The following is a 14,697-nucleotide window of genomic DNA, read 5'->3' as shown; positions in this document are numbered from 1 at the left end:
ATCTCGGCCGTTTCTGCATCCCTAATCTCACCTACCATGATCTTGTCTGGATCATGCCGCAAAATAGAGCGCAGGCCTCGCGCGAAAGTGAGCCCTTTTTTATCATTGACCGGGATTTGTAAAACACCAGGCAATTGATATTCGACAGGATCTTCAATGGTGATGATTTTGTCGCGGCCATTGTTCGTTTCCGATATGGCGGCGTACAGAGTAGTCGTCTTGCCTGAACCGGTTGGCCCTGTGACCAGTAGCATTCCGTGCGCAGCTTCTGCCAATGCCCTTAGCTCTACCAAGGATTCCACGTCGAAGCCTAAGGCCTGAAGTGTCAAACTGCCATACGCTTCAATCATGGCTCTTTTGTCGAGAATCCGTATGACCGCATCTTCTCCGTGAATACTTGGCATGATGGAGACTCGTAAATCAATGTCTCTTCCGTTTGCCTGCACTCTAAAACTTCCATCCTGTGGTGTTCGCCGTTCTGCAATGTCGAGTTCGGCTAAAACTTTAAGGCGGGAAATTGCTTGCTCTGCCAGTTCGCTGCCATGAATCGCAGCTGCCAAATTTAGTACACCGTCGATCCGGTATTTCGTCGTCATTCCAGACGGCGTACTTTCAAAATGAATATCTGATGCTCCTGCTTTCAATGCATCATAGAGAGTTGAATTGACTAACTTGACTGCGGGGCTTGCACCATCATTAACAGTGCTGAAAGAAAGCAATGTAGATTGCTTTTCTTCGGGATTGATAGACGCCTGCTGGTCAAGAATGGTATCAATTGCTTTCGCGCCAATTTCTTGTTTATCCAAATAGGCCTGAATATCCGAAGCAAGAGCCAAACGGACTTGAACATGCTGTTTTGCTTGGGATTCCAGCCAAATTAATCGATCGGAGTCAAAAGGATTGTCAATGACAGCAACGGTAGAGTTGTCTGTGTCGCGAAGAAGTACAGTCTTTTTGGCTATGCACTTTGCTAGAGGAAGAAGGTCAAATGCTGGCTGTAAAGTCAGCATTTCCACTGTTTCTAAGACTTGCCAATTGAATTGTGTGCCAAGACGTTTTAATACTTCTCTGCTGCTAAAGCCAGATAAAGTCTCTAACATCTGGAGCGGATCTCGCCCTGAGCGCTGGTATTCGCTGCGAGCTGCCTCGAACATGCTAGCTTCCATAGCGAAAAGGTTATCAGGAGCGTTCATTGCAAACTTCCCGCCAAATCGAAAATTGGCATATAGAGAAGAACCACAATGAGACCGACAACAATGCCAATTGCAGCCATTAATGCAGGTTCGAACGTTCGCATGAATCTATCAATGAATCTAGCGATGTCAGTTTCGTAGAATTCCGCGGCTTGATGAAGCATGTATCCCAACTGACCTGTTTGTTCACCAACTCGGAGCATGCGAACTGTAATAGGGGTAGTGAGCGCTTGTTCTGTAAGTGCGTTGGACAATGTTTGACCAGATTCGATTTTGAAGCGAACCGCGACAAGTCTGTTTTGCCAGTCGACAGGAATCACGCCTTGAACGGTTTGTAGAGCAGGGACAATTGGCATTCCTCCCTGAAGCAACATACCTAAAGTTAAATAGAGTCGAGACAAAAGATACAGGCGGTAGCGGTCACCTATCGATGGAATGCGCTGTATCAATTGAAATAATTTTCCGCTTTTGATGAACGACTTCAAAAAGAAAAAGCTCATCGCTCCTAAGATAATTGCAGTAATTAGCAGTATTGAGCCATGAGCTTCCGCAAACTCTCCCCAATATAAAAGCCATTGAGATAACAGGGGAAGACTACGGCCTGTTCCTTGATAAACAACGGCGAATCTGGGAACCACAAAACCGACCAGAAATCCGGTTACTGCTCCTCCGACCAACAGCAAAATGACTGGATATAAAGAGGCGCTGATTACCTTGCTGCTAATCTGGTCGATACGCTGGTGATAGTGAATATAGCGCTCTAGAGTTTGGGGAAGATTGCTAGTGTTTTCGGCTGCCTGAACTAACCCGACATATAACGCGGGAAACACGGATGCTTGCAATTGAAGAGCAGTAGAGAACTTCTTACCTTCACGCAAAGCAGTTAACATATTGTTGACGATCCGTTGAGTTTCTGGTCTCGTCTCTTTCTCTACTAAACCCTCTAATGCTTCAATCAAACTCAAACCAGCTTTGAGAAGTGCAAGCAATTCTTGGCTGAACAGCAGAACGGAAAATTTTTGTTGCGGAGAGCCAAATGACAGACCAAATTTTCGTAATGGCCGGATCGAAAGCGCTTTAAGCGATTGACGAGATAATTGAAGATGCGCATCTGCATCGTCCTCAGCTTCAAGCACGATTTCTGTAATGACGTTATTTGACGATAACGTTCGCGCTACAAATTTCATTGACGGTCAGATTTCTCAATCATGGAAGAGTGATATCGGCGTTCTCATCTGCGCCGCCGGCTTGGCCGTCTTTTCCTAGAGATAGCAATTCAAAATCACTGGATTTCCCTGGAGCTCGATACTGATATGCCTGACCCCATGGATCGAGCGGAATTTCTTTTTTTAGATAAGGGCCATTCCATTTTGTCGCATTGGAAGGTTTAACCATGATTGCCTGCAAACCCTCTTCGGTTGTTGGATATCTTCCTACATCTAGACGATAGGTATCCAATGCTTTTTCGAATGCCTCCATTTGCGATCGAGCTAATGTGACTTCAGATTTTCCGATTTGGGAAAAATACTTAGGCCCGACATATGATGCGAGCAAACCGATAATCACAATGACAACAAGTAATTCCAGCAAAGTGAAGCCTTGAGCTAGATAGAAATTTCTTCTTTTAATAAGATTCATAGTGGTTTGGCTGTCTCGTGTCGATACGAAGCATTCGCACTAAAGGTCCGAAGTCTTTTGATTTGGGTTATTGATATTGCAGACGTGACACGTGAAATCGTGTTTCTTGATGGCAAATATCCGGGCCAAGAATGCAGTTTTTGAGTCTTTTTGTATATCCCATATACATGGGGGGATTTGTCACAAGTTGCGGACGCCCAATAGTCGGATGGAAGAACAAATTTCCACTGGAATTAGCGATTGGCATTTATAGCGTCGTCAAATCGCACATTTGAATCGGTTTTTGTATCTTCTTCAATTGCCACGCGCTAGAAATTGCTCTGCAATTCGTTGGCAGACAGATGTCGGGCCTAACAGATCGATGGCTCGTGACGCATCGATTTCGGCGGATTGACTCGCACTGCGTCGTCTAGTTATGCAGGTTACCGTGCACATGTGGGCGGCGGGTCTGTCGAAGGATTTTGCGGTGAGCGAACGCACGACGATTGCGTCGGGCGTGCGTGTGGATTACACATGGGTGGTCGTTCCTATCGCGAATCCGGTACGATGCATTGAATCTAGATGTGGAGGGTAATATGACAAGGTATCGTCATCACCGCAGAAGGGGCGAGATGGCTTCCTGCACGATCTCGGCGGTACTTTCGTGCCGGAGAGCGGGAAAGCTATGTATTTGGGGATATAAAACGCAGTTAATCAAATCGAAACAATGTCATATCTATTCCAGTACCAACACAGGCGGTGCAAATTTGCGGCCGATAGCAGATCAAGGCCGGGCCGAATTATCAGGTGCCGTTTGCGCAGGCGGTCAAGGAGGCGACGGGCGTCACCACAATGGCAGTCGGCCTGATCACCGAACCGCAGCAGGCGGAAGACATCATTGCCAACGGTCAGGCAGACTTTATCGCAATGGTCCGAGCGATGTTGTACGACCCGCGCTGGCCTTGGCACGCGGCTGCGCAGCTGGGCGGTACAGTGAATGCGTCGCCGCAATACTGGCGTTCACTGCCGCATGGATCGCCAAAAATTTTTTGCGATACCACGCTGGGGCAACGTTAATAATGAGAATGCTCCGCATGATCGTGATGCGGAGCGTTTGGCTGTCTTGCGTGAGGCTTCGCGTTACTGCCACTCAGAGATGAACGTGGTGCGAAATTGCCGCAGCCATTCCAGTCGTTCTTCGCCCACCGCACGGCCGGCTGCGGTTTGCATTGTTGCCGGCAGCGTCGCCAGCTTTACTTCAATGTGATCGAGCGCATACGCGCGATCATTCAAATCGCGCTGCGTGCCTGACGCGTCTGTCGGATGTGCAAGCGCCGATTCCATCCGGCCTGCCGTATAAAACAATCGAGCCAGTCCGACTGCGCCAAGCGCATCCAGCCGATCGGCGTCCTGGACAATCTTCGCTTCAATCGTGGTCGGCGTGATCGCTGCGGAAAAGCTGTGTGCTTCGATGGCGTGCGCGACGCCTGGCAACTTGTCTGTCGGGAAGCCGGCATCCGTCAGTTTGTCGGATGCACGTTGCGCGGCCAGGCGCGATGCTTGCGCGCGATCCGGATGGTTCTTCGGCAGATTGACCAGGTCATGCAGATAGCAGGCGGCTAGCACGACCAGTGCGTCGGCTTCCGGATGATCGGCCAGCAATTGCTGTGCGGTCTTCCAGACGCGATTCAAATGACTGATGTCGTGTGCGCCGTCGTCCTGATTTTCCTCGGTGGCAATGGCAACCAGACGGGTTTGCCAATTTTGAATACTTTGTTGCATGGGAGGCGTATGATCTTTATTAAGGAAGGGCATCAGGATAAGGCAGATGCGGTTGCTGATCCAGCCTGATGCGATTGCGGCATCCTTCCCTTTTATAAAAGGCAAGACGATGAAACAACGTTATCGAAAACTCCTCGGCGCGGTATTTATTCTGGCTTCCGTACTGCTGGTACTGGAAGGTTGCGGCGGCTACGCGAGTTATCCGCAAAATACGGGTAGCGGTGGTTCCGGCGTGGAAATGTACGGGACGATGGATGTGGGTGTATCTCACACACGCTAGGTTGTATTTCCCGTTTTGTCAAAAAGGCAATCGCCCTGAGCACGTTGTAGTACGTGCGTTCCCATCATTGTTGTCCCATCTGCACGACACGCCACGCGTGACATTTGCTCCTGACCCGTCAAATCTATAAAATGAGAATAATTCTCATTTTGGGTGAGATAAGTGCCTGAGCCGTGTTGAATCGGCTTGGGCTATCGCCCGACGATTTCGATTCGCAAAGCAGCGTCGTGTTACACAAATACTCCGACTCCTCTTCCTCTTTGGTGACTGAGCTGGTTCGTCATTACGATGAGCTGGTGGATCATGTGCGTCGCCGCTTCGGCGATCGGAGTTTTGCACGAGAGGTGTTGCATGACGTGTGTGTGCAGTTGCTGGAGCGGCCGCCGAGCGATATCAAGACACCGCAGGCGTTTCTGCGCCACGTATCCACACAACTGGCCATCGATCGCTATCGTGTGGAAAAAGCGCGTGCCGATGTCGTAACGACAGTGGCGGAATTGCCGGAGACGATGTCGATTTCCGGCGCGCAATTGTCCGGGGCGGAAATCGCTGTCGCCTTTCAGCAGAAGGAAAAAGAACTATTGCAGGCGATTCGTGCATTGCCGGAATGTTGTCGCGATGTGTTTATCCTGCACAAGCTGTACCACCTGCCGCAGGCGGAGGTCGCAATCAAGCTTGGCATTTCACGCGGCATGGTTGCGCGTCACATGGCACGCGCGGTGACCGGTCTCGCACCGGTAATGAATGCGGAATAACGCATGCCACCATCCGTCACACCTAATTTGTCCGTTCAATCGTCTCGGTCCGACAATGCGACCGAGCGTACGTCGTCGCTTGACGACGATACCTTGATGCTGTTTGAAGACGGTCTGCGTGCGCATTTGCCGAGTGTGGAAGACATCGTCAAGCGCGCGGCAGCACGCAAGCGCAAAACGCGCGCAGCGGCCTCGATTGCCGTGTTGTCACTGACGGCCGCGCTGGTCTGGCTCGATCCTGCCTATCAAAGCGAAGAAGTTGCGACAGGAATTGGTGAACGCGGTACCTGGGTCCTGAGCGATGGCAGCGAAGTAACGCTGAATACCGCATCGACATTGCGCGTCGATTATCACCTGCGGTCACGCCGGCTTTATCTGCCGCAAGGTGAAGCCTTGTTCAAGGTCGAGCACTCGCGCTGGAAATCCTTCCTCGTTTACGCGCATCAAACCACCGTTGAAGATATCGGCACCGTATTCAATGTGCGCAACACGGACATTGGCGCGAAGGTCACCGTGCTGGAAGGCCGCGTGCAGGTGTCGGCAGATGACACGCCGTCGATAACAAGGCTGCTCGATGCCGGACAATCGGTTGAAGTCGAGGGCGATCGGCTGAGCAAAACCGCAAGCGTCGATACGGAAGCGATTGCGGCATGGCAGGGTGGAAAGCTCTATTTTGACAATACGCCGCTTGCTGCGGTTGTGATGGAACTGCAGCGTTACCGGAAGGGCCCCGTACGTCTGTCGCCGGCGTTATCCGGCTTGCGAATCACCGGCCAGTTCGATATCGACAACATCGATCAATTACTGGCATTGCTGCCGACGCTGGCACCGGTTGCGATCAATCGCGATGGCAATGGCGGTGTGGCGATCGTGCCACGCGAAGAGAAGACTGCTGCGACTCCCTGATACGACGCAGGTTCAAGGTTATTCCGCAATGTGCATCAGAGCGAACCTTCGAGCTGATTGCCGTCATATTGCACCATTCATAACGGCGGTTCGCCAATCCTGAAATTTTTTTTGCTCGACGTGTACATTCGGACGAGCTGACTCGGCTACTCACCTGTAAGCCATTTTTTCATACAGGAGATGTGATGAGTAAATTACAGCGGCGGCTGATTGCGACAGCGATCGGCGTGATGCTGTCGGCATCGGTGCTGGCACAGACAGGCCCGGTCGATCTGGATATTGCACCGCAACCCTTGAGCCAGGCATTGAACGCGCTGGCGCGTCAATCGGGAGCGCAAATTATTTTTGCCAGCGACGTAACGGCCGGCAAGTCTGCGCCGGCCATCAAGGGCAAGATGACCGTGCGCGAAGCGTTGGATTATTTGTTGCAGGGATCCGGTCTGCGCCTGCAGGCTGCCGACGAACGAACATTCACCGTTGTTCCTGTCGGTGCGGCAGCCGGAGCTGAAAGCGTGTTGCCGGCCGTGAATGTCATCGCATCGACCGCCGACCTGCCGTCCGCTTACGCAGGTGGACAGGTGGCGCGCGGTGGGCGAGTCGGCATGCTGGGCAATGCCAATTTCATGGATACGCCTTTTAACCAGACAAGCTATACGGCGCAGGCCATTGAAGATCAGCAGGCCAGAAGCTTGTCGGATCTGTTGATGGATGATCCATCGGTTCGGCTTTCAAGCGCACGTACCAATATCAATGAAGATTTTTCAATTCGCGGCTTTAGCGTTACCAGTGCAGACGTCGCGTTAAACGGAATGTACGGATTGATGCCGTATTTTCGCGTACCTGTGGAAATGGCCGAGCGCGTCGAAGTGTTGAAAGGCCCTTCTGCCTTGCTGAACGGTATGCCGACAAGCGGCAACGTGGGTGGCGCGATCAATGTCGTTCCAAAGCGCGCACCGGAGGAAGCGCTGACGCGCGTTACGGCAAACTATGTGTCGGAATCGATCGTCGGTGGACAAGTCGACATCGGCCGGCGCTTTGGGGAGAACAGGCAATTCGGTGTGCGGTTCAACGGCGCCTATCGTGACGGCGATACGGCGATTGATAAGCAGCAGCAAAAGGATCAGGTCTATGCGCTGGGCCTGGATTATCGCGGCGAGCGATTAAGGACCTCGCTTGATCTGATCTATCAAAATCAGGATATCGATCGTGTTGTTCGACAATTCTCGGTCGGTGCGGGTGTGACTGATATGCCGAAAGCGCCTGACTCCGATTTGAACTATCCCGGTTACGGCCGTTCGGAAGCGACCGACAAGACAATCGTCGCGCGCGCCGAGTACGATCTGACGGACGACCTGACAGTGTACGGCGGGGTGGGCAAGCGCAGACATTCGATGGACGCGATCGCGGGTAATCCTGAGTTGCTTGATAACGCGGGCAACTTCAGTTCTGCGCCGGCGTGGCAGGTATTCGAGGTCGAAGACGATTCTTACGAAGCTGGTGCGAACTTGCGATTCAACACGGGTGCGGTCAAACACAAACTGGCGGCAAACTACTCGCGTGTCGAGCAAAACCAGGAAATTTACATGACGTTCTGGTCGCCGCGAAATTCGAATCTGTATGCGCCGGTTTACAGCGATTTGCCAAGTACCGCGGGACTGAATCCAAAGACGTTGCCTTATAACGAAACCGTGCTGACGAGCTATGCGTTGGCAGATACGTTGTCGTTCATGGATGACAAGGTGAAGCTGACAATCGGTGCACGACATCAGAACGTTGAGCAACAGGCCTTTACATTCGGAGTGGGCACGCCTTCTGGGGATCGTTACGACAAGTCGGCCGTTACTCCTGTCGTCGGACTGGTCGTGCAACCGTATAAAAATCTGTCGCTGTATGCCAACTACATCGAGGGACTATCGCCGGGTCAGATTGCGCCCATCGGGACGAGCAACGCCGGCACGATGTTTTCGCCATACAAGACGAAACAACACGAAGTCGGTGCCAAGATGGATTGGGGACGACTTGCGACGACTGTGAGCGTCTTTCAGATTGAACGCCCCAGTGCGACTACATTCAACAAGGTATTTTCGGTAAACGGCGAACAGCGTAACCGAGGTATCGAGTTCAACGTTTTCGGCGAAGTCGTCAATGACGTTCGCCTGGTAGGCGGTGTGGCCTATACGCAAGGAAAACTGACCAGTGCACCGGGCGGTGTAAATGAAGGGAAGGATGCTGTCGCCGTACCGCGTTTACAAGTCAACCTCGGCGCCGACTGGAGTAACGTCTTTATTACCGGATTTGCTTTGAATGCGCGCGTTGTCCATACCGGTGATCAATATGCCGATCAGGCGAACAGAGTGGAACTGCCATCATGGACTCGCTTCGATCTGGGCGCGAGATATCAGACACGCCTTGGCGGCAGGCAGATGACTCTGCGGGCCAATATCGAGAACGCATTCGACAAGTCGTATTGGTCCTCATCCAACGCGGGCTTTTTGTATGTCGGCGCACCGCGCACGTTGCTGTTATCCGCAACGATGGATTTCTGATTGTCAGTCAATGCCGCCGTTTGAAGTGACGGCTGTTTCGACCATCCGCCGCACCGGCATTGCCGGCCGGCGGATATGTCGTTTGGTACGAGGAGAATTTTTGTGAGCAAGCAATCTTCCATCAGGAAATGGGCCTGGATACATAAATGGAGCAGTTTGGTTTGCACACTGTTTTTGTTGATGCTTTGCGTCACCGGTCTGCCCTTGATTTTTCATGAAGAGATCGATCATCTTGTCGGTGAAGCGGAAGCGCCGGTCATGCCGGCTGACACGCCGATTAAAAGCCTGGACCGCATCGTGGAGGCTGCGCGTGCTTATTATCCCGATCAGGTCATTCAGTTCCTGTCCTGGGACAAGAAAGAACATCCGCACATGATTTTTGTCGGCCTGAACAAATCGTTGACGGCCTCGCCCGACACGCGCAAGGCGTTGATCTACGATGAGCGGACGGTCAAGGTGCTTGACGAGGAACAGCAACAGGAAGGGTTCATGCATGTGATGCTGAAATTGCATACAGACATGTTTGCAGGTTTGCCAGGAAAATTGTTTCTGGGGTTGATGGGTTTGCTGTTTGTGGTCGCGATTGTGTCAGGCGTCGTATTGTATGGCCCGTTCACGCGCAAGCTGGAATTCGGCACGATTCGCAAATCGCGTTCGCCACGTGTCAAATGGCTCGATCTGCACAATCTGCTTGGCATCGTCGCATTGACGTGGACGATGGTTGTCGGTGTCACGGGCGTCATCAACACGTTAAGCGACGTGATGTTGTACGCATGGCAAAACGGCCAACTGGCGGAAATGATCGCGCCTTACAAAGATGCCGAACCGTTGAGTGCGATCGGGTCGGTAGAGAACGCTGTACGTACCGCAGAAAAAGCAGCTCCGCACATGGAGTCGTCGTTCATTGCCTTTCCTGGTACCGTTTTTACCAGCCAGCATCACTACGGAGTTTTCATGAAAGGCAATACGCCGGTGACATCGCGTTTGCTGATGCCGGCGCTGGTCGATGCGGAAAACGGCGAGCTGACGGACATGCGGGAGATGCCGTGGTATGTGCAGACGCTCTTTCTATCGCAGCCGTTGCACTTCGGCGATTACGGCGGATTGACGCTCAAAATCATTTGGGCGTTGCTGGATATCGTGACGATCGTGATTCTGGGTAGCGGTATCTATTTGTGGCTGCGCAGACGCCAGGTCATTGCCGAACTGCCCGAAGTGGAATCGATGGGTTTGACGGAAGAGACTTCGACGACAAGGAGCGCAGCGTGACTATGAGAAAAGGTGCGATGGACACGAATGCAAGTGAAACGTCCGGCAAAAGGGCAAGCATGTGGCGCTGGCCGATCGTGCTGGGTATTGCCAGCGGAGTTGGTTTGGTAAGTGCATTGATCGGCGACGATGGGTACGACGCGTTGTCGTGGTGTTTGCTGGCGCTTCCGTTGATCGTGATTGCTCGTTCCTTGTGCGCCAAAAGCTGAGGATAAAAGTTGCGAGCCGGTCGAATATTGATCTTCACAGGGTCAAGCCGGACTCGCCATCCACCAATAGCCAATTCCGCTGTCATTGCGCAGCACATAACGTACATCGTCGATGAAGCGTTGCGGAAACGGCGCTGCGTTTCGGCTATCGGACTCCTGCATCATTTCCATCACCAGCTTGGCTGCCTTGTCTTTCGTCAGCGCCGGACTGGTTGCGGTGGCGACGATCTCGGACAGGATGATGATTTCTTGTTTATCCATCGGTTCGCCATTTTCTTCTGCCAACGCCGTGATGCTGACGACGCGACCGGTTTCCTTCGAGACGCCCGCAGTAAGCGACAGGCCGGTGAAGAAGACCTGGCGGAAATAGTCATGTACCGCGCCATGCGTTATCTCGACTTTAGCGATACGGAACGATTGGCCGTACGTTTTGGCGGCGGCGTTGAATGCATCGGCAAATTGTTGTGCGTCGAATGCAAATTCCGGCTCCGCCGGTTTGACCTGTTGGCTGGTCGACATCTCGGGCGGGTTGTTGTCCACGGCTTGTCCGCATGCCGCCAAGCACAGCGCGAACAAGGCGCAAGCGATCCTTTTCATGTCTCCTCCATATGTCGCGGCTAGTGGCTTGCCGGCGCCTTGTCTTTTCAATCGCGGAGCGTCTTTGCGCTCCATGTATGAAGATTACACCAAGCCGAAATCAAGCGTAGTTGCCGCCTTTTTCGGCCGTCCGCGCATATTAGGGAATGGTAGAAAGAAGCCGTCGATGGCGAAACTGACAATTCTGTCATTTTCCGGTCAGCAACAAGACATTGACGGTGCGGTATATTTGCTGCCTCGTGGCGCTCTGCGCGCTTTCGGACTTCGCCTGTTGACGCGCGAAGGTATGCATCCGTCGCGGTCCGGCCTCGGGTGCTCCTAGACAGAAACGGAAATTACCCGATGTGGATCGTTAAAATCGCCTTGCGGCGGCCATACACATTCATTGTGATGGCGCTGCTGATCTTCTTGTCCACGCCGCTTGTGCTGACGCGCATGGCGACCGACATCTTCCCCGAGATTGATATTCCGGTCATCAGCATCGTCTGGAACTACACCGGCATGTCGGCGGAAGAAATGGGCCAGCGGATCACGGCGACCAACGAGCGTGTGCTGACGACGACCGTCAACGACATCGAACACATCGAATCGCAAACGCTGGGCGGTGTGGCGGTCGTCAAGGTTTTCTTCCAGCCGAAGGCGAATATCCAGACCGCGATTGCGCAGGTCACGGCGGTTGCGCAGGTGATCGTGCGGCAAATGCCGCCGGGCACCACGCCACCATTGATCATCCAGTATTCCGCTTCCAGCATTCCCGTCATCCAGCTGGGTTTGTCGAGCAAGACCCTGTCGGAACAGGTGCTGTTCGATACGGCGCTGAACTCGGTACGCACCAAGCTGGTAACGATTCCAGGGGTGGCGATTCCCTATCCGTATGGCGGCAAGAGTCGCGTGGTATCGGTCGATCTGGATTCGCAGGCATTGCAGGCCAAGGGCTTGTCGCCGACCGATGTGGTCAATGCCGTCAACGCACAAAACCTGATCCTGCCGGGCGGCACGGCAAAGCTCGGCGATACCGAATACACGGTCAAGATGAACGGTTCGCCGCGCGTGCTGGATGAGCTGAACGATCTGCCGGTACGCACCACCAACGGCGCGACGGTCTATCTGGGCGAAGTGGCGCATGTGCGTGACGGCTTTACGCCACAGACCAATATCGTTCGCCACAACGGCGAACGCGGCGTGCTGCTGTCGGTACTGAAGAATGGCGGCGCATCGACGCTGCAGATTGTCGATAACCTGAAAGCGTCATTGAGCGATATAGTGCCGACGCTGCCGGATGGCGTCGACCTGGTCACGTTGTTCGACCAGTCGATCTTTGTCAAATCGGCCGTGACCGGTGTGATTCACGAGGGTTTGATCGCAGGTTGCCTGACGGCGGCAATGATCCTGCTGTTCCTCGGTAACTGGCGTACCACCTGCATCATCGCGATTTCGATTCCGCTGTCGGTACTGTCGTCGATCCTTGCGCTTTATGCTCTGGGCGAGACGATCAACATCATGACACTGGGCGGGCTTGCGCTCTCGGTCGGCATTCTGGTCGATGATGCGACGGTGACGATCGAGAATATCGAGCGCTATCTGCACATGGGTCACGATCTCGAAACCGCGATTCTGGAAGGCGCCGGCGAGATCGCGATTCCGGCGCTGGTGGCGACGCTGTGTATCTGTATCGTGTTCGTCCCGATGTTCTTCCTGACCGGCGTTGCGCGTTACCTGTTCGTGCCGCTCGCCGAGGCGGTGATTTTCGCAATGATCGCGTCGTACATCCTGTCGCGTACGCTGGTGCCGACGCTGGTGATGCTGTTCATGCGCAACGTCAAGCATGGCGACCAGGGGCCGGATCACAAACCGAACATGCTGGAACGGGTGTACAAAAAGTTCGATGCGCAGTTCGAGAAAATGCGCGGCGTGTATATCGTCATTCTCAGCACGCTGCTGCCGCGTCGCCGGTTTTACGGCGTGGCTTTCCTGCTGTTCTGCGTGACGTCGACCGGTTTGTACGGTGTGCTTGGCCGTGACTTCTTCCCGAGCGTGGATGCCGGCCTGATGCGCTTGCATTTCCGTGCGCCGACCGGAACAAGGATCGAGGAAACCGCGCGTCTGGCCGACCAGATCGAGGCGGTGATTCGCGAGAAGATTCCGGCCGACGAACTGGAAAACGTACTCGACAATCTCGGCCTGCCTTATTCCGGTATCAATCTGTCGTACAGCAATGCCGGCACCATCGGCACGCTGGATGGCGAAATCCAGATCGCATTGAGCGAAGGTCATGCGCCGACGGACAAGTATGTACAGGAACTGCGGCGCGAACTGCCGAAGCGTTTCCCCGGCATTGAGTTCTTTTTCCAGCCGGCCGATGTTGTCACGCAGATCCTGAACTTCGGTTTGCCCGCAGCCATCGATATCCAGTTCAGCGGCAACAACATCGTCGAGAACTATCGCCTCGCCAGTTTGTTGCAGAACGAGATCAGGAAAATACCGGGCGCGGTCGACGTGCACGTGCATCAGCGCATCGACCAGCCGACGATGCAACTCGACATGGATCGCAGCAAGATGCAGCAACTCGGTTTGAATGCGAACAACGTGGCGCAGAACGTGCTGGTGCCGTTGTCCGGCAGTTTCCAGACGGCGCCGGCATTCTGGCTGAATCCGAAGAACGGTATCTCGTACAACATCTCGATCCAGACGCCGCAGTACAACATCGATTCGCTTGATTCGCTGCTGCAGATCCCGGTCGGCACCGGCAACACGGCTGTGCCGACGCAGATGTTAAGCAATCTGGTCACGGTCAAGTCGGATCGTCAGCTTGCGATCGTGTCGCGCTATAACATTCAGCCGGTCGTCGACTTGTATGTCAGCGTCAGCGGACGCGATCTCGGTTCGGTCGCATCCGATGTTGAAAAAGCGATCGAACCGATTCGTGCGCAATTGCCGAAAGGTTCGAAGATTACCGTGCGCGGCCAGGTGGAAACGATGAAGTCGTCGTTCATCGGTCTCGGTATTGGCCTGGTGATGGCGATCGTGCTGGTGTATCTGCTGATCGTCGTCAACTTCCAGTCATGGATCGATCCGCTGATCATCATCAGTGCGTTGCCGGCGGCGCTGGCGGGGATTGCGTGGATGCTGTTCCTGACGGGCACGACCTTGAGTGTGCCGGCGCTGACGGGCGCGATCATGACAATGGGCGTGGCGACGGCCAACAGTATTCTGATGGTGTCGTTCGCACGGCAACGATTGCTGGCCGGTGAATTGCCGCTGTCGGCAGCGCTGGAAGCGGGCGCGACGCGTATCCGTCCGGTGCTGATGACGGCGCTGGCGATGATCATCGGCATGTTGCCGATGGCGCTCGGTCTCGGCGACGGTGGCGAGCAGAATGCACCGCTCGGTCGCGCCACCATCGGCGGCCTGCTGTTTGCGACCGTGTCCACACTGTTCTTCGTGCCGCTGGTGTTTGCGGGCGTTCACCAATTCCTGGCCAGACGCGCCGCCAAAAAAGGCCTGCCGCCACCTCATTCAGTTGTTGTTCAAGAAAGTCACTAA

At 53.8% G+C, this 14,697-nt stretch carries 13 protein-coding genes and 1 pseudogene; 8 read left to right on the top strand and 6 right to left on the bottom strand.

The window, feature by feature from the left end; genetic code table 11:
- The 3 genes from VN114_RS06580 to gspG all read right to left on the bottom strand — a co-directional run.
- A partial coding sequence (locus VN114_RS06580) for a GspE/PulE family protein (RefSeq protein WP_325513199.1) occupies positions 1-1,193 on the bottom strand: 1,193 nt, incomplete at its 3' end.
- On the bottom strand, positions 1,190-2,380 hold the full coding sequence (locus VN114_RS06575) for a type II secretion system F family protein (RefSeq protein WP_325513197.1): 1,191 nt from the start codon (positions 2,378-2,380) through the stop codon (positions 1,190-1,192). The genes VN114_RS06575 and VN114_RS06580, both read right to left, overlap by 4 nt.
- A 19-nt stretch (positions 2,381-2,399) precedes the next feature.
- A complete protein-coding gene (gene gspG, locus VN114_RS06570) occupies positions 2,400-2,831 on the bottom strand; it encodes a type II secretion system major pseudopilin GspG (RefSeq protein WP_325513195.1) in 432 nt (143 codons plus the stop codon).
- Between the two features lie 759 nt (positions 2,832-3,590).
- Here gspG and VN114_RS06565 point away from each other — a divergent pair.
- Positions 3,591-3,887: pseudogene (locus tag VN114_RS06565) on the top strand (oxidoreductase); the annotation flags it as partial.
- 63 nt (positions 3,888-3,950) lie between these two features.
- On the opposite strand, the gene VN114_RS06560 reads toward VN114_RS06565, so the two are convergent.
- Positions 3,951-4,592: an HD domain-containing protein gene (locus tag VN114_RS06560; RefSeq protein WP_325513193.1), complete on the bottom strand. Its 642-nt coding sequence runs from the start codon at positions 4,590-4,592 to the stop codon at positions 3,951-3,953.
- Positions 4,593-4,638: 46 nt separating this feature from the next.
- Here VN114_RS06560 and VN114_RS06555 point away from each other — a divergent pair, with 46 nt between their 5' ends.
- The 4 genes from VN114_RS06555 to VN114_RS06540 all read left to right on the top strand — a co-directional run bounded on the left by VN114_RS06555 (position 4,639) and on the right by VN114_RS06540 (position 9,079).
- The gene (locus VN114_RS06555) at positions 4,639-4,872 is read left to right on the top strand and encodes a hypothetical protein (RefSeq protein WP_325513191.1); all 234 of its coding nucleotides are present in this window, start codon (positions 4,639-4,641) and stop codon (positions 4,870-4,872) included.
- 227 nt (positions 4,873-5,099) lie between these two features.
- Entirely contained in the window at positions 5,100-5,627 is a 528-nt protein-coding gene (locus tag VN114_RS06550; protein ID WP_325513190.1) for an RNA polymerase sigma factor, read from the top strand.
- 3 nt (positions 5,628-5,630) lie between these two features.
- The gene (locus VN114_RS06545; RefSeq protein WP_325513188.1) at positions 5,631-6,533 is read left to right on the top strand and encodes a FecR family protein; all 903 of its coding nucleotides are present in this window, start codon (positions 5,631-5,633) and stop codon (positions 6,531-6,533) included.
- A gap of 185 nt (positions 6,534-6,718) precedes the next feature.
- Positions 6,719-9,079 (top strand): TonB-dependent receptor, encoded by a 2,361-nt coding sequence (locus tag VN114_RS06540; protein WP_325513186.1) that lies wholly within the window; start codon positions 6,719-6,721, stop codon positions 9,077-9,079.
- A gap of 3 nt (positions 9,080-9,082) precedes the next feature.
- Here VN114_RS06540 and VN114_RS06535 read toward each other — a convergent pair whose 3' ends face one another.
- Positions 9,083-9,295 (bottom strand): hypothetical protein, encoded by a 213-nt coding sequence (locus tag VN114_RS06535; protein ID WP_325513205.1) that lies wholly within the window; start codon positions 9,293-9,295, stop codon positions 9,083-9,085.
- Here VN114_RS06535 and VN114_RS06530 point away from each other — a divergent pair.
- Positions 9,236-10,348 (top strand): PepSY domain-containing protein, encoded by a 1,113-nt coding sequence (locus tag VN114_RS06530; protein ID WP_325513203.1) that lies wholly within the window; start codon positions 9,236-9,238, stop codon positions 10,346-10,348. The genes VN114_RS06535 and VN114_RS06530 overlap by 60 nt on opposite strands.
- Entirely contained in the window at positions 10,345-10,557 is a 213-nt protein-coding gene (locus VN114_RS06525; RefSeq protein ID WP_414694199.1) for a hypothetical protein, read from the top strand. Before VN114_RS06530 ends, VN114_RS06525 begins: the two co-directional genes overlap by 4 nt.
- A gap of 42 nt (positions 10,558-10,599) precedes the next feature.
- Here the strand turns inward: VN114_RS06525 and VN114_RS06520 are convergent, their stop codons facing one another.
- Entirely contained in the window at positions 10,600-11,154 is a 555-nt protein-coding gene (locus VN114_RS06520; protein WP_325513184.1) for a hypothetical protein, read from the bottom strand.
- Between the two features lie 342 nt (positions 11,155-11,496).
- On the opposite strand from VN114_RS06520, the gene VN114_RS06515 reads away from it, so the two are divergent.
- A complete protein-coding gene (locus VN114_RS06515; RefSeq protein WP_325513182.1) occupies positions 11,497-14,697 on the top strand; it encodes an efflux RND transporter permease subunit in 3,201 nt (1,066 codons plus the stop codon).

It is taken from the genome of Oxalicibacterium sp. (assembly GCF_035565035.1).
Lineage (GTDB): Bacteria > Pseudomonadota > Gammaproteobacteria > Burkholderiales > Burkholderiaceae_D > Oxalicibacterium.
This window is presented reverse-complemented; position numbering and strand designations above follow the sequence as displayed.

Bases quoted from the DNA above. Each gene is read 5' to 3' on its own strand.
- VN114_RS06575 (WP_325513197.1), bottom strand. From the start codon at position 2,380: ATGAAATTTGTAGCGCGAACGTTATCGTCAAATAACGTCATTACAGAA.
- VN114_RS06560 (WP_325513193.1), bottom strand. From the start codon at position 4,592: ATGCAACAAAGTATTCAAAATTGGCAAACCCGTCTGGTTGCCATTGCC.
- gspG (WP_325513195.1), bottom strand. From the start codon at position 2,831: ATGAATCTTATTAAAAGAAGAAATTTCTATCTAGCTCAAGGCTTCACT.
- VN114_RS06555 (WP_325513191.1), top strand. From the start codon at position 4,639: ATGCGGTTGCTGATCCAGCCTGATGCGATTGCGGCATCCTTCCCTTTT.
- VN114_RS06515 (WP_325513182.1), top strand. From the start codon at position 11,497: ATGTGGATCGTTAAAATCGCCTTGCGGCGGCCATACACATTCATTGTG.
- VN114_RS06545 (WP_325513188.1), top strand. From the start codon at position 5,631: ATGCCACCATCCGTCACACCTAATTTGTCCGTTCAATCGTCTCGGTCC.
- VN114_RS06520 (WP_325513184.1), bottom strand. From the start codon at position 11,154: ATGAAAAGGATCGCTTGCGCCTTGTTCGCGCTGTGCTTGGCGGCATGC.
- VN114_RS06535 (WP_325513205.1), bottom strand. From the start codon at position 9,295: ATGAAAAATCAAGGGCAGACCGGTGACGCAAAGCATCAACAAAAACAG.
- VN114_RS06540 (WP_325513186.1), top strand. From the start codon at position 6,719: ATGAGTAAATTACAGCGGCGGCTGATTGCGACAGCGATCGGCGTGATG.